Origin of the sequence: Gracilimonas sp., assembly GCF_031581265.1 — a bacterium.
In the GTDB taxonomy this organism is placed as follows: domain Bacteria; phylum Bacteroidota; class Rhodothermia; order Balneolales; family Balneolaceae; genus Gracilimonas.
In genome coordinates this window covers 1-19,942 of sequence record NZ_JAVLBQ010000018.1, presented here as the reverse complement: position 1 = coordinate 19,942, position 19,942 = coordinate 1, and the positions used below count along the sequence as shown (strand labels likewise).

The 19,942-nt window shown below is 39.9% G+C and carries 14 protein-coding genes; 6 read left to right on the top strand and 8 right to left on the bottom strand.

Annotation, left to right across the window (positions count from 1 at the left end; genetic code table 11):
• Positions 1 to 33: 33 nt before the first annotated feature.
• The 4 genes from RI561_RS07965 (at position 34) to RI561_RS07950 (ending at position 3,118) form a co-directional block, all read left to right on the top strand.
• A complete protein-coding gene (locus RI561_RS07965; protein WP_395079706.1) occupies positions 34 to 516 on the top strand; it encodes an Lrp/AsnC family transcriptional regulator in 483 nt (160 codons plus the stop codon).
• A 137-nt stretch (positions 517 to 653) separates the two neighbouring features.
• On the top strand, positions 654 to 1,949 hold the full coding sequence (locus RI561_RS07960) for a sigma-54 interaction domain-containing protein (RefSeq protein WP_395079705.1): 1,296 nt from the start codon (positions 654 to 656) through the stop codon (positions 1,947 to 1,949).
• Positions 1,936 to 2,451 carry an LPS assembly lipoprotein LptE gene (gene lptE / locus RI561_RS07955; RefSeq protein WP_395079704.1) on the top strand — a complete coding sequence of 172 codons (516 nt, stop codon included), beginning with the start codon at positions 1,936 to 1,938 and terminating at the stop codon, positions 2,449 to 2,451. The genes RI561_RS07960 and lptE overlap by 14 nt, the downstream gene beginning before the upstream one ends.
• 55 nt (positions 2,452 to 2,506) lie before the next feature.
• Positions 2,507 to 3,118, top strand: a complete 612-nt coding sequence (locus tag RI561_RS07950; protein ID WP_395079703.1) for a tetratricopeptide repeat protein — start codon at positions 2,507 to 2,509, stop codon at positions 3,116 to 3,118.
• Positions 3,119 to 3,133: 15 nt separating this feature from the next.
• Here RI561_RS07950 and RI561_RS07945 read toward each other — a convergent pair whose 3' ends face one another.
• The 4 genes from RI561_RS07945 to RI561_RS07930 form a co-directional block, all read right to left on the bottom strand.
• Positions 3,134 to 3,757: an MBL fold metallo-hydrolase gene (locus tag RI561_RS07945; RefSeq protein ID WP_395079702.1), complete on the bottom strand. Its 624-nt coding sequence runs from the start codon at positions 3,755 to 3,757 to the stop codon at positions 3,134 to 3,136.
• Between the two features lie 62 nt (positions 3,758 to 3,819).
• Positions 3,820 to 4,041: a 50S ribosomal protein L31 gene (gene rpmE, locus RI561_RS07940; RefSeq protein ID WP_395079701.1), complete on the bottom strand. Its 222-nt coding sequence runs from the start codon at positions 4,039 to 4,041 to the stop codon at positions 3,820 to 3,822.
• 70 nt (positions 4,042 to 4,111) lie between these two features.
• The gene (locus tag RI561_RS07935) at positions 4,112 to 5,599 is read right to left on the bottom strand and encodes a magnesium chelatase (RefSeq protein WP_395079700.1); all 1,488 of its coding nucleotides are present in this window, start codon (positions 5,597 to 5,599) and stop codon (positions 4,112 to 4,114) included.
• A 62-nt stretch (positions 5,600 to 5,661) separates the two neighbouring features.
• Positions 5,662 to 6,936, bottom strand: coding sequence for an anthranilate synthase component I family protein (locus tag RI561_RS07930; protein ID WP_395079699.1), 1,275 nt, complete (start codon positions 6,934 to 6,936; stop codon positions 5,662 to 5,664).
• A 66-nt stretch (positions 6,937 to 7,002) separates the two neighbouring features.
• Between RI561_RS07930 and RI561_RS07925 the strand changes: the two genes are divergently transcribed.
• Positions 7,003 to 8,052, top strand: coding sequence for a quinone-dependent dihydroorotate dehydrogenase (locus RI561_RS07925; RefSeq protein WP_395079698.1), 1,050 nt, complete (start codon positions 7,003 to 7,005; stop codon positions 8,050 to 8,052).
• On the opposite strand, the gene RI561_RS07920 is transcribed toward RI561_RS07925, so the two are convergent.
• Positions 8,036 to 10,789 (bottom strand): tetratricopeptide repeat protein, encoded by a 2,754-nt coding sequence (locus tag RI561_RS07920; RefSeq protein ID WP_395079697.1) that lies wholly within the window; start codon positions 10,787 to 10,789, stop codon positions 8,036 to 8,038. The genes RI561_RS07925 and RI561_RS07920 overlap by 17 nt on opposite strands.
• A gap of 24 nt (positions 10,790 to 10,813) precedes the next feature.
• Positions 10,814 to 12,247, bottom strand: coding sequence for a pyruvate kinase (gene pyk / locus RI561_RS07915; RefSeq protein ID WP_395079696.1), 1,434 nt, complete (start codon positions 12,245 to 12,247; stop codon positions 10,814 to 10,816).
• 149 nt (positions 12,248 to 12,396) lie between these two features.
• Between pyk and RI561_RS07910 the strand changes: the two genes are divergently transcribed.
• The gene (locus RI561_RS07910) at positions 12,397 to 13,827 is read left to right on the top strand and encodes a GWxTD domain-containing protein (protein WP_395079695.1); all 1,431 of its coding nucleotides are present in this window, start codon (positions 12,397 to 12,399) and stop codon (positions 13,825 to 13,827) included.
• 819 nt (positions 13,828 to 14,646) lie between these two features.
• Here RI561_RS07910 and RI561_RS07905 read toward each other — a convergent pair.
• Positions 14,647 to 16,134, bottom strand: coding sequence for a hypothetical protein (locus RI561_RS07905; RefSeq protein ID WP_395079694.1), 1,488 nt, complete (start codon positions 16,132 to 16,134; stop codon positions 14,647 to 14,649).
• Positions 16,135 to 16,153: 19 nt separating this feature from the next.
• Positions 16,154 to 19,252: a SusC/RagA family TonB-linked outer membrane protein gene (locus RI561_RS07900; RefSeq protein ID WP_395079693.1), complete on the bottom strand. Its 3,099-nt coding sequence runs from the start codon at positions 19,250 to 19,252 to the stop codon at positions 16,154 to 16,156.
• Positions 19,253 to 19,942: the final 690 nt, after the last annotated feature.

Sequence of the window (19,942 nt, the reverse complement as noted above, 5' to 3'; positions counted from 1 at the left end):
TTCAAAGAATTTTTAGGTTAATTACATAAAATTATGAGTCATTTATTAGATGATACCGATCTTGCTATCCTAAATCACTTACAAAAGCACGGACGTGCTCAGCGAAATACCATCGCTGAAATTGTCAACCTTTCCGTGCCCTCTGTTTCGGAGCGAATGAAGAAATTAGAAGAACGGGGTTTAATTGAAGGTTATAAGGCTATTCTGAATAGTAAAAAGTTTCATTTCGATATTACCGCATTCATTTTTGTTCAGGTAGACGGTTCAGAGAATTACCAAAACTTTGTTGAAAATGCTGAGGAAGAAGTCGAAATACTGGAGTGCCATTCCATTACCGGAGACGGGTCTCACTTTCTCAAAGTTAGAACTAAAAACACCGGTTCATTTGAGAGTTTACTCTCACGTATTCAAGCTTGGCAGGGTGTGAGTAAAACAAGGTCAAATCTTGTCCTTTCAACATTTAAGGAAACTCGTTCCATACCTGTTGAGCATGCCACAGAACTGATCAAACAGTAAATATTTTTACCCTACTTTACGTTTACTTACTAAGCTTAGAATCGTTAACTTACGTCATTCTGACAGTATCAAGTAAGCAGTAGCCTGAACACTTAAATTCACACACAAATCAGGCTTTAACAACAGTATAAGACAATATGGATCGCGAAGTTTTTCAAGAACAATATGGGTTACTCGGCAAGTCTGAGGCCATGCGGCAGGTTATTGATAAGATCATGCAGGTGGCTAAAACAGACATCACCGTAACATTACAAGGTGAAAGTGGAGTTGGTAAAGATGTAACGGCTCGCGCAATACATGCTATGAGCCATAGAAGCCGAAATAACCTTGTGATTGTTAACTGTGGTGCTATACCGGAAGGGATTATTGAAAGTGAACTTTTTGGGCACGAAAAAGGCGCTTTTACCGGTGCTGAAGTTTCAAGAGAAGGATACTTCGAGAAAGCCGATGGGGGTACCATTTTCTTGGATGAAATTGGTGATACCCCAAAAAATGTGCAAGTTAAATTACTTCGTGTTCTTGAAAATGGTGAGTTTTTCCGAGTCGGATCCAGTAAAGTTCAAACCACCGATGTAAGGGTGATTGCCGCTACCAATCAGGATCTTTGGCAGATGGTTCAAGATGGTGATTTTAGGGAGGACTTGTATTACCGATTAGATACCGTACAAATTAAATTACCACCTCTGCGGGATCGACAAGAAGATATCATTCCTATTTTCAGGAAGTTTGTAGAAGAATATTCTGCAAAATACGATTCGGTTTTTAAAGGATTTTCTGATGAAGCCCGGGAATTGCTAATTTCTTACCGATGGCCCGGTAATATCAGGGAGCTTAAAAATGTAGCCGAGCAACTGGTCGTATTAGAGAAATCACAGTTTATTGACAAGGATAAGCTCAAGAAATACTTAAAAGGCCGTCAACATGAAGGCAGTGCTGATAACTTGCCTATGGTAGCTGATGGAAGCAAAGCTCAACATGATTCTTTTGGTACAGGCAGTGATTTTGATAAAAAAGACCGGGAATTAGTTTATCGCGCGCTGGTTGAACTGCGAAATGATATTGCTGACGTAAAAAAAATGTTTGCCAATTTTCTATATTCAACTTTCTCTCCGAATAATGTGAAAGCATTGCCGGCTTCTATACGTGATGAAGTTGATAAATCTGACGTTGCGGGTGTAAATGTGAATCTTGACGACCATGCTACTCTTGGTATGCAATCTATGCCCGGTGATTCTGATATTGATACCGCAGATGAAAATGAGCTGTCTCAGTTTTTTGAAAATGATGAAATTCCCTCAATTGAAGAGGCTGAAAAATTTCTGATTCAACAGGCCCTGAATAGATTTGATGGCAACCGAAGAAAAGCTTCAGAAACCTTAGGCGTGAGTGAACGAACTTTATATAGAAAACTGGATCAATATGGGCTGGACTAAAACTTCGATTGCCTTCATTTTATGTATCGGCTTAATGATGGGCGGGTGCATCCGTTATAGCTTTACCGGTGCTTCAATACCTCCAGGGGTAAATAGTGTTTATATTCCATTCTTTCCGGATCAATCCAACAGTGGACTCGGAGACTTGAGTAATCGGCTAAATGAAGCCCTAATAAATCGGTTCGTTAATCAAAGTAAGTTGCAGCTTGCTAATAATGAGGAAGAGGCTGATGCCGTCCTTGATGGGACTATCGCTTCCTACTCTAATCGTCCTTTTAGTATCGGTGGAAATGAACAGGCGAATGAAAATCAAGTTTCAATTACTGTAAGGGCTACTTTTCTATATACTGCTGAGGATGAGCCTGAGTGGAGTACTTCATTCACAGGTACAGCGAATTATGATCCCACTACGGATCCCATTGAAGGTGAAAATAATGCAGCTAACACGGCTCTCGAACAAGTGGCTAATAATATGTTCAATGACGCCGTAAGTAACTGGTAATTAGCTTTGATTGTGAACCGGCATCAAGTTATCATTATGGTCCTTATAAAATCATATGCAAGAACTACCTTTTAACATACCTAAATCACTTTCTTCTTTTGTTGAAAAGTTTGATGAGGATCCTAAAAAAATCACTCGCAAACTCAGTAAACACTTAAAGAAGCGTGGTCCCGATGCAGTAGGTCATTTTTTACTGTCTTGGTTTTATCATCTTCAAAATGAAAATCAGAGAGCTATACAAGAAGCACTGAAAGCCAAAACCTATGCACCGGGCAGCCCACTTATGGAGCACCTGCATTATTTTTTGGTGCATCCGGAGAAGTTTGAAGCTGCTATTCCCGATCATTCCTATAGTTCTTCTAAAGTCAAATTGCAGCAAGGACGCAGAAGTTCTCCGATTTTAGATCTCGATGGCCTTATAGCAATGCTTGAAGAAGTGGAATCACATCGGATAAAAATTCCGGAAGATGATGAACATTTCAACGATGAGGATTTAAGCAAACAGTCGGAAGAGATTGATGATTTGGTGTCAGAAACACTTGCAAAAATTCATCATCAACAAGGGCGCACCAAAGAAGCGATAAAAATGTTCAAACGGCTTTTGGAAATTAATCCCGATAAGAAAAAACATTATGAAAGTGAGATTAAGAAGATAAAAGAAGAATAGCTGCTGCTTCTTTTCTTATTTCACAAAAGCATTATTCTTTTTCTCGTAGCCAATGGTAGTGGTTGGTCCATGTCCAGGATAAACGGTGGTATCTTCAGGTAGGCTGTATAGTTTTTCTTTGATGCTTTTCTCTAACACTTCAAAATTTCCTTTATACAAATCGGTGCGGCCAATACTTTCTTTGAATAGAGCGTCACCGGCAATCAATGCCGAATCGTCTTCAAAATAGAGAGCAACGTGATCGGGAGAATGCCCCGGTGTGTATAGACATACAAAGCTAAAAGTCCCGATTTCAAATTTTCCTTCGGAAGGAAGTACTTCCGGTTCAAAACCAAAATCACCCTGATTGATTCCAAACATTTTGGCTTGGCTTCCATAGTTCTTCCACAAAAAGCGATCCTCATCAGAAAGATAAACCGGAACATCAAAATCCTTGAGCACACGGCTAAGCCCGAACACATGATCCACATGCGCGTGAGTAAGCACAATAGCTTTCAAAGTTCCATCTAATTTTCCTTTGAATTGTTGATATTCAGGCTCAGATGAAAAACCGGGATCAATAAGCAGATGTTCTCCACCCTTTGAAAGCAGATACGTGTTTTCTAAAAAAGGACCGACTTCGAACTTTTGTATCGTCATAAGTAGAAATAAAAAAAGGATGTATCCATAAGAATACATCCTTTTATAAAAATGTTAAGTACTTATTCTTCTTCCTTGTTACCATATCGACGCTTAAATCGGTCAACACGTCCTGCAGTAGAAGTAAAAGTATTGCTTTTCGTATAGAACGGATGGTTTTTTGAATCAACCTCACTCTTATAAACACCATCTTTAGTGTCCATTGTACTGCGGGTTGTAATTTCAGTACCATCGCTCATCACTACGGTAATCTCTTTGTAATCTGGATGAATTCCTTTTCTCATAAATCTTGTGCTTGCTTGAAATTTGCAAAGGCCTTAAATATAAGGCTAACTAAATCTGAATTCAATGTAATTATTCAAATTCATCAAAGCCCTCTTCACCAATATCACCTAAAGATGAAAACATAGACCCAAGCATATCAGAGTACAATGTTTCATCATCAAGATCTTGTTTGCTAAGCATAGAATTTTGGTGAAGAGCTTCCAAAACAAAATCCATCCATTCATATAATTCGTTATCGGGGGCTTTTTTTGCCTGCTCTTCTACTAACCCTTTCAAGCCTTCTACTTTATTTAGTTTTTGCTTGTATTCGGAGTTTGAGAGAGTGTCTGATATATTTACTTCATTTCCATCTGCAAACCAGTCGGTGATACCTTTATACACTGATTTTTCATCCTGTGATTTTCCTTGAGGATCCGGAAAATGTAATTTAAAAGTCTTGCTGATAGCCTTACCCAATATGTGTTTTGCAACACTGATAGCCCCTTCCTGCTCCCCTTCATACACTAATTCTATTTTACCGGTCAAAGCCGGAATCATATGATACAGGTCAGCTATTCTAATGGATGTTTCTTTTTCGTTGTTGATAATAGCCCGCCGTTCTGCAGATGAAACCACTTGCTCCAAAGCTGTGATGGTCATTCGAGTAGAAACTCCACTTTTTTGATCAACATATTCTGAATCTCTTGCCTCGAAAGCAGCTTTTTCCAGTATCTCTCTAAATAAATCAGGTATGTGAATTCTAATACCATTATCTCTTTCCTGCCAGGCTTCCTGTTGTGTAATTTTCACACCTATATCCAGATCTTTGGGATAATGGGTAATAATCTGGGAATCAATTCTGTCTTTTAGCGGGGTAATAATATTACCTCGATTGGTATAATCTTCCGGGTTTGCTGAAAATGCCATTGATACATCAAGGGGTATCCGCACGTTGAAACCCCGGATTTGGATATCCCTCTCCTGCATAATATTTAGTAAAGCCACCTGAATTCTTGGTTGAAGATCGGGTAACTCATTGATCACAAAAATTCCACGATTTGTCCTGGGAATAATACCGAAGTTAATTACATTTTGATCGGCTAACGTCAGCTTTTTTGTTGCGGCTTTAATAGGGTCAATATCACCGATTAAATCGGCAACTGTTGTATCGGGAGTTGCGAGTTTTTCACCATATCTAAAAGAGCGATGCAACCAATCGATGGGAGTCTCATCTCCTTTTTCTTCCACCAGATCTTTAGCGTATTTTGATAGTGGATTATATGGATCATCATTTATTTCCGATCCTTTTATGATGGGTATATACTCATCCATAAAATTTACGAGCAGTCGCAGAATTCGGGTCTTGGCCTGACCTCTCAGCCCTAATAGAATCATATCGTGTTTGGAAAGAATTGCGTGCTGAATTTGAGGCAATACGGTTTTTTCATAACCCAATATTCCGGGGAATAATTCTTCTTTGTTTTGAATTTTTTTGATCAGATTTCTTCTGATTTCTTCTTTTACTGAAACCGATTGCCAACCACTTTTCTTAAGCTCACCAATTGTGCTCGCTTTCATTCTTTATTCCATTCTTCAAATGCAAAATTTCTGTTTCTTTCATAACCTTAATTATAAATACTTCATTCAGGTTTTTTCGAATGGTCCAATAAATTCGTAATGGCTCTGGCTTTGATTAAAGTTTCCTCCCATTCGGCTTTGGGATCCGAATCGCTCGTTATGGCACCACCCACAGGATACACCAATTTTTGTTCCTCTATTATAGCCGTTCGAATAAGTACGTTGAAGTCGAAATCATTATTGGGCTTAAAATAGCCCAGGGCTCCGGAATAGATCCCTCTTTTGTAGTCCTCATATTTTTCGATAGCCTGCATTGAGGCAATTTTGGGGGCTCCCGTCATGGACCCCATCGGAAAACAAGCCTTAATTAAATCAATGTTATCAATGGTATTATCGACCTCACACTCAACCGTTGAAACCATTTGATGAACTGTTTCGAAGCTTTGAATTTCAAAAAGGTTTGATACTTTTACAGTGTTCTTTTTCGCTATTTTGCTTAAATCATTTCTCACCAAATCTACAATCATTAGATTTTCAGCCTTCTCTTTATCAGAAGATCTTAACACCTCTAATCCATTTGTATGGGTATTATCATCCCTTGATACTGTTCCCTTAATGGGCTGTGACCATACTTTTGAACCATCTCTTGCCAAAAATCTCTCCGGCGAAGCACAGCAAATGGAAATATCACCAATAGATGCATATCCCCCAAATGGTACAGGTCCGGCAGCCCTCATTGCCTCATAAAGGTCAAAACTGTTTCCCGTAAATGTAAATTCTAACGGGTGAGACAGGTTGATTTCATAATATTCTCCTTCGTAGATGTCTTGCTGAGCTTTCTTCAATAATTTAGTGTAAGCAGGTTCTTCAATTCTATGCTTGAGTTTCACCCTATATCCGACAGCTTTATTTTCTGAATTAACCGAGGGTACATTTCCCTTCAATATTCTTGTTTGATTTTTGGTATCAATTTCTATCAGCAAGCCTGGAACCATAAAAAAAAGATCAGCTGCTTGATTGAGCGACTCATTATCAGACTGAAGGTCTTCAATATAATTTTTTAAGTCGTACCCAAAATAACCGAACATCCAGTCAGCGTGCTTATTTTTGAATTTTTTTAGAGCCTCCCAAGGATTGGTTTTAAATTTCTTCTCTGATCCATCTTCATATATCACTACTTTATCACCATAGGCTTTAATATAAGCTGAAGGTTTAGCAGCAATAAAACTCTTAGTACTCGCAGGATGTTCAGGCATTTGTGATTCCAAAAAAATCACGTCTCCTGCTTCTTTGAGGCTGTGGATTAAATTCGATATATAGCGTGAATTATTCTTCATTGTTTGAGGCATCGAGTATAAGGCTTCTTTAGCTCTTTTTGAACGTTTTTTCGTATCATTGTAACTATGATATACAAAAACCTGATTAAACCGATTTTATTTAAACTGGAGGCCGAGAAAGCGCATGAACTCGGGCTTTGGACTGCATCTAAAATTAATCAATCTCCTTTTCTTCAAGAAGCTGTATCAACATTTTTCAAGAAAAACGACGAAGGCTTAGAACAAACCCTTTTTGGATGTACCTTCCCCAATCCCATAGGACTTGCGGCCGGATTCGACAAAAACGGTGCAACCCCGATGGCTATGGAAGCTTTAGGTTTTGGGTTTGTTGAAGTAGGGAGTATCACTGCGCGTCCATCGAAGGGAAATCCTAAACCCCGGGCTTTTAGAATTCCAAAAGATCATTCCCTGATTAATAGGATGGGTTTAAATAACGATGGTGCTGAAATAATTACCCAACGACTTGAGAAGCTGAACTCCTCAATTCCTTTGGGAATTAACATCGCTAAAACCAACGATCCAAATATTGAAGGTGATGATGCGCTAAGAGATTATTTATTCAGCTATGAAAAGGCACAACCTGCAGCAGATTATATCACAGTAAATATTTCCTGTCCTAATACAGGCGAAGGCAAAACGTTTGAAGACCCCGGAGCTTTGAAAGAGCTACTTGAAACACTCGACCCCAAAGCTCCAAACAGGAAACCTACCTTGGTTAAATTCACCGTAGATATTGACAAAACAGGACTGGAAAAACTGATCACCATTTGTGAGGATTTTGGCGTTGCCGGTTATGTAGCTACCAATACCTCTTCGAATCGTACAGGACTCAAAACCGATGCAACAAAATTACAAACCATTGGAAATGGCGGATTAAGCGGCCGCGCCATTCAAAAGCAAAGTACTCAAGTCATCAAATGGATTCATGAAATTACAGAAGGGATGAAGCCCATAGTTGGAGTGGGTGGTATTGACAGTCCGGAAGCTGCTATTAAAAAAATTGACGCCGGAGCACGTTTAATTCAGATTTATACAGGCTTAGTCTACGAAGGGCCGGGCCTTGTCCCGAAAATAAAAAGAAAGCTCTTAGAAGCAGAATTTACTCAGAAAAATTAAACGTGTAATCGCAAGACAAAGAAACGGCTTGTCCTTCATAAAGTACAGGCTCAAAAGACAGTTCCTCTTGAATGTATTGGGAAAAGGCTGTTAGAAATTCTTCAGAAACATCCTCTGTCACCGGATTAAATTCATCTACCACCCCACGTGTATTCACTTTAAATGAATAGGTTAATTCGGAAACATTAACGGTATCACCCGGCGGTTCAAAGCGCTGAAGAAAGTCTTCCACCCCTTCTCTGACTGAAAGTGACACATCAATTTCCTGGCACCATACATATTGGCCCTCCGACTGCTCCGCCTCTTGTTCATTGACTGTCTCTTCACCCGGAATTTCCTGTTCAGTTTCTTCTTCTCTAACTTCAGGTTCCGTTTGAGGGAGTTGGAGTTCTTCTTTCAAAATAGACACTCTCGAATGTAAGGGGGACTCAGGAAACAGTACCAAGAATGAATCTGCTACAGCCCGGGCCCTGTCCCAATTTTCTCCCTTATAAGGGAAGGCTTCATAGAAATCAGGTTCTTGCAGTGTGGAGTCTATTAAAACTTGGTATTTCGTCTGTTGCTCCTCGGTAATGGTGGTATCCTGCATCATATTTTGAGCTGAATCTTGAAGGGCTTCAAATTCCCTAACCTGCCGATTCCAGGCTTCATTTATATTGATCCATTCATTGATCTTATTTTCATATAATGAATCAGTTTTCGCCTCTTCCATATACCCTTCAAAAGCATTGAATAAAGCCTGAGATGCCACTCGGCTGTCTTTGTGGTTGTATGAGAACTTCTCAAGCTGTTCCGCTTTTTCAAAAGTACTTACTGTATCCTGCTGTTGAATTTGTTGATAAATCTGAATTGGGTTATTGGCATCAGAGGTATCACTTCTATTTATCGGAATTTGAAATTGTTGAGCCAAGCGTTCTGAATAAACACTTTCAGGATAATCCTCTATAAGTTGATTAGCATATTCCCTGGCTTTGGCTTCGTTTCCTTCTGAAGAATACAATTCAGAAAGTGAATAAAGTGAAACCATATTTACATTATCGGTTGACGGATTTTGAATGGCTCTTTCAAAATAGGTGACTGCACTGTCCGGCATATTTAGTGAGAGGAAAAACAAATTACCTAATTCATAATTTAAGGCAGAAATACTCTTTTGAACGGAGTCCTTTTCAGCCTCAGTAAAAGGAATTCCACTTAAATCAATTTGGATATTCATTATCTGGGAATCTTCTTCAGGTAACTCTTCCTCCGTAATTTCCTCATTGCCGGCAGAAGTTCTTATCATGCTGCTAACTCTCCAGTAGTCAGCCAATGGCCTGTTTCCCCAAACCGCATAGAACTGCTGTCTAACACTTTGTTGTAATGCCCTGTTATTTTCATTTAAAAAGCCATTGCTTGTGTTGGTTGTCTGCTGGTTATTATTGTCTTGATTTAACGTAACCAGTTGATCCTGTTGCCTCCGTCTTTCTTCTTCAAGTTCTTCAAGTTCTTCGATCCTTTTCTGCCTGATTTCGTTTACGACTGAATCCAATTCGGCACCAGAAAGGCTTCCTAACCATAACAAGCTATCTTGTAACGCTATTTCAGAGGTGATGCGCGCATATTCTCCAAACGATTCGGCATAAAGACCGGCATTGAAATCCACTGGCAATCGATCGGGCGATACATTCATTTGAGCTGCTGAATCATAATATGCAGCTGCTTTCGTCAGGTTGTTGTACCCAAACCTATAAATTTCAGCAAGCCCGTTATATGTTCTTGCTTCGATTTCAGCAGGAGCCTGACTTCTGGGGTTGTGCAGTACACGATTATAAAGCCTTTCAGCTTCCCCGAAATTTTCACGCTCATGTTCAGTTCTGGCCAATTCGAAATCAAGTTCAGACCGATATTCGATATTCTTATCATCCTTGAGCATACTATTGAAAATCTCAAAAGCCAAATCATCGCGTTCCAATATTCTGGCTACCTCAGCCCTTTTCCGCTGCGCTAAATATTGTACCCTATATTCTGAATAATGATCTAAAACACTTTCGTAGGCTTGGTAAGCTGCTTCATAATTCTCTAACTCTTCATAAATCTGCCCTAAAAGAAAATATCCACGTTCTTTATACTCCTTTTTTGATAGTTCCGGCAGAGCGGCATATAACTCTTCAGCTGCTTGCTCCCAGTTTTGAAGCTTCACATGATGTTGAGCCAATAATGACTGAACTTCAGCAATATGCTTATCCTCCCACTCCTTTTCATAATTTATAAGCTGGTCAGATAAAAAAGCGACACCTTCGGAATATAATTCTAAATCCAGCAGCACTCTCCCCTGCCAAATAATTGATTTTTGTTCCATTTCCGGTTCATCAGTGGTAATAAAGAGTTCCCGAAATTTTTGATCAGCAGAAAAGTATTCTTCCCGGTAATAATAGGATTTCCCAATTAGAAATAGCGCATCATCAACCCATTTACTTTCTTCATGTTTTCTAAGAATATCTGCAGATTTCTGGATAGCTTTTTCGAAATCCTGGGCACCGGCATTAATTGGTTTCGGGTGAATTCTTATGGGCTGAAGTGGATTATATTCTCTTGATTGCTGAAGATTTTTTTGCAGGCCTGCTTCGAAGCTTTTCTCTGCATTATAAAAGGTATTATAGTAGGCATTAAAATTTCTCCAGTTCGATTGAAACGTAGATTTGCATCCGGAAATCAAAATCAAAACTGAAAGCCATAAAACGATCTTAGTGATTTTCATAATACTCTAATATAACGAGATCGCTTATTCAATAGTACTTACTTTTATCATATTGGTTCGGCCACGTTTGGCTATTGGCATGCCCGTTGCCACAATCACCCTGTCACCCTCTTTAACCATACCGTTATCTTTAAGATAATCCTCCATCATTTTAACACTTTTATCGGTATCAAAAAGTTCATCTAAACGAACGGAGTAAACGCCCCACACCAAATTCAGTTGTCTTCGCACCTTCTGGTTTTCAGTGAAAGCAACAATAGGTACTTTAGGGCGAAACTTTGCGATTCTTCGGGCAGTATTTCCGGAATGAGTGATCGTACTAATAGCCTTGGCTTCTACATTGTCGGAAATTGTTACACAGGAATATGCAAGTGATTCAATTACCTGTTTTTCTTTCCACTCCGGTTTCCTGTATCCAAGACTATTATACAATTGAGGCCGGCTGTCTTCAATTGAACGGCAGATTCGGTCCATAACATTCACCGCTTCCATGGGGAAAGCTCCGGCTGCAGTTTCACCGGAAAGCATCACAGCATCAGTTCCATCTAAAACAGCATTAGCAACATCAGAACTTTCAGCCCGTGTAGGTCTTGGATTGCTGATCATAGAATCCAACATTTGAGTAGCAGTAATAACAGGTTTACCTGCAGATCGGCATTTCTCAATAATCATTTTTTGGACAACAGGAACTTGTTCTGTGGGAATTTCAATACCCAAATCGCCCCTTGCCACCATTAAGCCATCAGCTTCTTCAATAATTTCATCAATTACTTCAAGTGCTTCAGGTTTTTCAATTTTTGCAATAATTGAAGCCTGGCTCCCGGCAGCCCTTACTCTTGATATAATATCCCGAATATCTTTGGCAGACCGCACAAAGGACAGGGCTATTAAATCTACATCTTGTGTGATCCCAAATTCTAAATCTTTTATATCCTTTTCTGTTAAAGATGGAATGGAAATTCTGACATTGGGCAGATTTACGCCTTTTCTCGACTTTAAAGTACCCCCAACTACTACTTTTGCCATTAAAGAATTGGGAAATTTTTCAGTTACTTTGAATTCTAATAAACCATCATCTAATAATATTGAATTTCCCGGTTCTGCCTCATGAATCAGGTTTTTATAATCTATTGGCACCACTTCATTGGTACCCTCAACTTCCTCTGCAGTTATTTTTACGGTAGAACCAGTTTTAATCTCCTGGGCTCCATCCTTCATGTTTCCCACTCTGATTTTTGGCCCTTGTAGATCCATCAATACCGGAACGCTGTACTTGTATTTTTTAGCAGCTTTTCGAATTCTTTTTATAACATTAGCATGCCCTTTATGTGTACCATGAGAAAAATTTATGCGGGCTACGTTCATCCCGTGCAATAACAAATCTTCAATTTTTTCCTGAGTATCACAACTTGGACCTATTGTGCATACTATTTTTGTTCTTCTCTTAGCGGAAATCATATATGGTAATTATTTGAGTAAGTAAGAAATTTTCTTTCAATAGTATCTGTTAAGGTACTGATCATTGACGATTCTTTTTTACAATACTTTTTAGTTAGAATTTTAGTTTATTAGATGATAAGAAAGCTTTTCAATTAATTAAATTAGTCATGAATGAAAAGGCACACTATCTATTAATCATAGCCTTATTGTTTTTTTTGGGTTTCATTTCTGCATGTTCCAATTCTATGGTTGATAAAATAGACAGAGGAAGTGATTACAGTTATCAACCGGGGTTCCCTGAATTGCGAATTGCTTCGTCAGCATTTATTGATTCTTCCAATAATTCAAAAATTTCTGTATCCGGGGATATTGTGTATGGTAGCCTGATCTACTCGAATAAAGACGGGGTTTTTGAAGCCCCATTCAGCATTGAAATTGCGATTAATAATACTGATGACTCTCAAACACCTGTAATACGAGAAATATTTTCTGATACTTTAAGAGGTAAATCAGAAAACATCATCCATGATCAAGATGTGTATCAATTCCGGCGTGAGTTTTCTATTAATCCCGGCACCTATGATATTCAAGTTGCAATCACCGATAACTCATCTCAAAAGCAGGTTATTAGGGAAGCTACAACTATTGTTCCTTCTGCAAATAGTAATGTTGCCAACATTACCAATGTGTCTTTACTTGCAAAAAACTCCTCAATAGATGAGGGAAGTTTTAATCAAGCTACAACCTATCATATCCCTTCAAAATCTGACTCTCTCAGGTTTCAATTCCAAGTAACAAATAATGCTCCCGATTCAGAATTCGAATTCCAAATGAGGCTACTGAAATTCAGGAATGACACCAGTATAGCCCGACCTATGAATTTTTTAAATTACTCCCCTTCAAGCATGCCCTATATTGGTATAGATTATGATGAATTTGAGGTTATACAATCTTCAGTAAGAACATTTAACCAATCCGGAAATGTTATTATAGAATACAACTTCCATGAACTTCCCCGTGGTAATTATAGATTAGAAGTACAGTCTGAGGACAATTCCGAATCCGATATTTATAAAGCCATTGAATTCAGTATTAAAAGTCCAAACTTCCCTGCTGTTAAAACTCCCAGGGAATTAGCTCGACCACTTTATTACTTAATGGATGAAAACGAATTTAATAAAATGATGTCAATTGAAGACCCGGATGAGTTGAAAGCAGCCATTGACAGATTTTGGTTAACCAATATCGAGAACTCCAGGGTAGCTAAAGATGTGCTTTCCCTTTATTATGAAAGAGTTGAAGAGGCTAACAAACAGTTTTCTAACTTTAAAGAAGGATGGAAAACCGATCCCGGCATGATCTACATTTTATTTGGCCCTCCCATTTATTTAGATACCTTTTCTGACCAAATGGCTTGGTATTATTCATACAATCGAAATGATCCTGAAGAACGGTTCTTTTTTGATTTGTCAAAGATTAGATCCAAGTACTATCCTTTTTATAACTACATATTGCAGCGGGATGGATCTTTGTATAATGTTCAAAGACGTCAGATACAAATGTGGCTTTCCGGTTTGATTTTACAGGATTCGTTGTAGACTAATATCTATTCTTAGGTGATTCTATAGTTATTTAATTCTACCCATTCTACCTGTTGATGTATTACAGCAAAGAGACCTGCTAAAAGTAGCTCTATTTACACATAGACCTCCAAGATTTTTTAAATCCTGGATTGCTTTCTTGTACTAACAGATTTACTAAATATCGTGAATTCGATATTAAATTAGTCAGTTCTTCTCCCCACATTTTTTAGAGATGAGGGATGTTGGTGCCAAAGATATTTCAACCTTACACAACACAGAATTAAAGTTTTTAGGAAAAGTGAAATCATAAAGGAAATATTGGCATTGAAACCAACACCCTCCGCCAGACTTCACATTCGTTCAGACCGGCAGCTCCCTCCCCGACACTTAGGTGTAGGGACAGGCAAGGGAGGACTCTTCAATAGTAAATTGTCTTAAGATCTGGTTTAAGCGTCTCGCTTGGACCAACTTGTTTACCAATTCAACCACCGTACAGGCGTGACGCCTGCGCTATTACACTTGTTATTTTGTACCCCGAATTATCTGACAACTACAACATTGACGAACCTCACACCTTGAGTTTACTTTTTCTGACTATTTAGCCCAGATATTTCCCACTCACGCGGTTTTACCCTTAGCTATTCATATGTTCCTTTCCAGGTTATTCTCTTACTTTAAGTATCTTCAGGTACTTCCCATCTAAATATGGCTAATTTATTAAGTCGAATTAGTGAAAAATTCAAAATCTGATGTAAACAAAAAAAGCCGGCACTTTTAAAAAGTGCCGGCTTTAAATTTATCTATTAAAGATTGTTTATAAGAAATGAATTTTTCTTATCTCCAACCTCCGTCAGAAGTATTTACACCATCAGCATTTTCAACACCACCAAAGGTGTAGAACGGTTGAGTTCGGCCCAGTACTTCAAGTGTGGCAGCTGGGATTGGGAAATGAAGTGCAGTACCTTCCTGCAGTAAGTCATTCTTACGCATGTGGAAGAACTCATTTCCGGAACCGGTCAAGAACTGCTCAACCAAACGCTCATGGTGGATACCTTGCCAAACCGCTTCAGCAGTCGGTGATACAGGATCCATATTACCACGGGTAATGCGCTCGCTGTTGTTTATAATATCGGCAGCAGCCTGGTAATTACCTGCATGGTAATGGGCTTCTGCTCTGAACATATCCAACTCTGATTGAGAGATCTCAACCAGCGGTCCTTCGTATACACCTAACCAGTCATCGTTGCGAGAATACCTGAAACTTGAGAAGAAATACAAACCACGTTCCGGGCGGAAGTTGTTAGATGGAAGGTGCTCGTAATCTGTCAGTAACCTTTCGTCAACAACGTTGGCAGAATCCGGAGCCGGATAATCATTTCCGTTAGGATTATGTGCAGGATACGTAGGATCCATCATATTAATCACATAGTGATCTACACGTGCCCAGCCTGGGAATACCAAATACGCTTTAGCACCATTGTACCAGAAACCACCGTCCCACTGATCCACTTCAATGATAAGTTCCGTACCGTTTTGAGCATGCGTAGCCACTTTGTTCCAGTCTACGGAACTGTTTTGCGATGCATTTCTTGGTGCGTATGCAAGAAACCGAGCAATAAAGCTATGAGCAATCTGCTCCAGCATTTCGTTATCGACAGGGCCACCTGTTCTAATAACATTATCATCTAATGTGAACGTGTTATTCTCAGCAATGGTAATCACTTCTTCCAGCTTGGTTACCGCATGATCCATGAGATCAGTGTAAGGAACCAAGGTAGGATCGGTTAAGTCCGCTTCGGAAGTATTTTCATCCGCTATATAACCCTGATCAAAATGCAGGCCAATATAACCTATTGATAGTCCCTGGGCTAATTTTGATACCGCTGAGATCATCGCATTATCAGACCCTTCATCTCCGAAGTTCACACCACCTTCCAGCGATTTAAGAACATCTGAAGCAGAAGAGTTGATGGAATACATTGAATTGAAGAGGACTCTAGAAGTACTACCGTATGGTGCAGCAGGGGAGTTATCCCATGCTGGTCGCGGTTCAGTACCCATCAATTGCATACCCTGGTTACCCCAGGAAGCAGTCGCTGCATCAGCCCCTACCGTGGTAGCCATTTGCAAAGTACTATAGGTATGAACACTTGTATACCAGTCACGAATTGTTCCATTCGCTAACGAACGCAAGTCCTCACTCGAGGCAAGGGCCCGTTCAGTATCCGGATTGTTGAGATTCTCAACAGCCAGATCGCCGCAGCTCACCGTGGTGGCGAGCAGGGCTACTAACAATAAATTTTTAATTTTATTCAATTTCATAATTATATAATTCTATTAATTAAAATTTGAGAGACAAGGACAATGCCATATTACGGAAATTCGGATAGGTTCCTGTTCCATCATAAGGAGTACGGATAGAACCTACTTCCGGATCGTAACCGGAGTAATCAGTAAAGGTTAGCAGATTACGTCCTATGGCCGAGATAGTAGCGCCTTTAAGAGCTCCACCTGTTAGGGTGGCTAACTGCTCTTGTGAGAAATCATAGCTTAATGATACTTCACGCAGCTTCACATATCCGGCATCTTCTACCCAGTATGCATTGTTTGTGTTTACATCGTAGAAAGCTTGATAGTAGTCGTAGGCTTTTTTCTGATCTTCAGGCTTACCTGCTTGATCCATGATACCATTACGACTATCACGCGTTAACCACTGGCTCTTACGATTGTACACATCTCCACCTTGTTTGATGTCTAATAATACATATGCAGAGAATCCTTTGTAACGGAAGGTGTTGGAAACACCGGCGGTCCAGTCAGGACGCCCGCTACCGATTTGTACAAAGGCATCATCGCCAAATTCATCTTTAAGTTTTATTGGCGTCTCATCAACGGTTCCTTCGGTTCCGGCAGGTATGACATACCCGTCGCTGTTGATCTCGTAGTCATCAATAGTTTCACCGTCGGCCAGTTGTTCTGCCATTACATCTAAAGATTTAACCCAGTCAAATCCATAAATAGCGCCATACTCTTCGCCCTCGCGAATGTAGAATAAACCACCAGGACCACTCTGGTAAGGAGGCACGCCTAATTCGCCAATAGTCTGGTTAGACTTCGACCAGGTAATTCCAACATCCCAGCTCATGTCTCTTTCGTTGATAACAGAGGACTGAATGTTAACTTCAAACGACTCAGAGTCGATACTACCGGCATTTCTCCACTGGCTGCTAAAGCCTGCAAGCGGAAGCAGGGGCACGTTCAAGAACTGGTCGGTTGTTTCTGAATTTGAATAAATGAATTCAAAATCAACAATGCTTGATACCGTACCGTTGATAGCAAACTCGGTTTCTTTGGTCTGAGATGGCTTCAAGTTTCTGTTACCCAGAGAGGATTTAGAAGCATTACCACCGCTAACTGAAAACGTCTCATACTGCCATGAGAATCCCGGACGGATACCTGCTGTACCCTGAGCGGCGCGAATTTTCAGCTCATCAAGACCGGGGATCTCAATATCCTGGGTAATTCGGTATGCACCGGAAATACGATAGTAGTTGTTCCATCGGGATTCAGGGCCGAATAGCGATGAACCGTCACGACGGAACATACCATCAAGGATGTACTTGTCGTCCCAGTCAAAAGAAGCGATCGCAAAATAGTTCTGTGCTCTTACATCTTGAAGATAAGAAGAGGCAGAAATATCGGACGGATCGATAGCCTGGAATCGGGGTAACTCGCGAATCTTAAAGTCACTACCACTGGCGTCAAAGGACTCAAAGTGGCTGTCTTCCCACAGATAACTGAATGTTACACGGCTAAAGAGCTTACCAAATTGCTGGCGCGCGGTAACGTTATGCTGGGTAGTCTGTGAGTTTTCTTCACTGGAATACTTATACAAGCTACCTTCACTATACTGAATACCATACTCTCCTGAACCACCAACGATATAGTAGTCAAATGGATAATAGCTGGTATACCTGTTGTTATTGTTCTCCATAGAGTAAGTCCCTTTGTACTCTAACCAGTCTGTGATATTCACGCGAAGGTTATAGTTTCCAAGGAATCTTTGAGTAAACTCATCTCTGTCATTCTTATACGTTTGATAAAGTGGATTTTCTTCATTGCTCCAATGATTATGGCGCAGAAAATACGGCTGGCCGTCAGGATTCTCTAAGTGAAAATTATTATCAGGCTCAGCTAGCACGATATTAAAGAAGATTCCTCCTCCTCCACCCGGTGAGTTCGACGTAGAACGAATGACCAAGTTTGAAGCAGAAAACTTAATTCTGTCCGTAATATCCCAATCCGCATTCACACGGAAGTTATTACGGTCATACCCGTCGGTATTAGGAATAATACCTTCTTGGGTGCTATGCTCGTATGAGGTGAAAATATTAATGTTATCAACTCGGGTTGCCAGTGACACGTAGTTGGTCATGTTCGTTCCGTTCTGGAAGAACTCTTTCTGTGGATCCTTAGTAATGGCGAATGGATTATCCATATAATGGTCCTCATCATCACTTCGTGATCCTGTAATATCAGGATGATAGCCACCTTGGTATCCATCAGGATAGCCAGTTACACCGGCGTACTTGGTATATTGACCTTCATATTGTTGCCAGTCTTCAGCCAACTCAAATGGATGGCTCATAGACAAGTCAACATAATTTTCTAATTGCTGAATACCCATCTCGTTACGTACGGTAACATCAATTTCTCCGTCGGCAAGGTTATTACCACGCTTGGTTTGAATTACAACCACACCGTTACCAGCACGTGATCCGTACAGGGAAGCGGCAGCAGCACCTTTAACAACCTCGATACTTTGAATATCATCGGCGTTAATGTCGGCCATGCTTCCTTCAAGAATCACACCGTCCACTATAATCATAGGTTGGAAACCCGTGTTCAAGTTGTTATCGGCGCGAAGCTGAATTTGTGAAGCACCACCCGGTTGTCCACTACCACTGCGGATAGTAACACCGGACACTTTACCGGCCAATGAACCTGATACAGATGTGGCAGGCACACGGCTCAGCTGAGCTGCATCAACTTTTGATACCGAAACAGTAAGCTTTTTACGCTCGGTTTCTCCGGACACACCCGAAACAACAATCTCATCTAAGAGACCGACATCAGGGGTCATTTCAAAATTAAGTGTGTTTTCTCCTGAAGTAACAGTAACAGTTTCGTTAATAGTAGAGAAACCAACATAACTTACGCGAATATTGTATTCGCCTGGAGTAATATTCTCGATAGTGTAATTTCCATCAATATTGGAAGCAGCACCTCGCTCGAGCTCAACAATAAAAATGTTAACTCCAGTAAGGAGCTCACCAGTTTGTGAACTGGTAACAGTACCTGTTAGGGTCCCGGTTTGTGCAAACGCCATTACGGCTGTAGTACACAAAACGAGGACCGTCATTAGTAGCTTTCTAAACATAAATGTCCTCAATGATTTAATTCTAGTTTTTATAAGTAGCTTAAAGCTCCACAATTTTGCAGAGCTCCTTCAAAGTAATAATTACGATTCTAAAGTAAAAATTTTAAAAAATTGTTTTCCCTAAACAATAATCTAGTCTTGAATACCACACGTTCAGGTTTGTTTATACTTAGTATTTTATCGGTTTAGAATATGTTATCTAACTGCTGATATCGCAGTTTACCACCGATATAGTTTTTAACAAAGACTTGCAATGGTGCCTTTATTGGTGTACTTAAAAGATAGTAGGTAAAATAATCAGTCAGAGTTACTTATATATAGTGTATAGCCTTTGCATAAGTTGATTTGCGATAAACAGAGCTTCAGGTAACGTTATTAGATGAAAAGAGCGCATGAATTATGTAGAATTAACCTGAGAACCTGAGTTCGATTTATATTGATTTACAAATAGCATTAGTTGTCACTATTGTGATGTTAGGTAATTCAAGGACAAAAAAGGGTTGGTCAGTCCTAATACTTCCAAACCGATTGTACTCCAACCCCAAAAGCTGTCATCCCTGTAGGTGTTAGATAATTCGTTGACAACTAATAGTTAGTTTTTCAAATAATAAGGTAAAGTCCTCCCTTGCCTGTCCCGTACACGCTTGTCGGGGAGGGAGGTGCCGGACTGAGCGGATGCGAAGTCTGGCG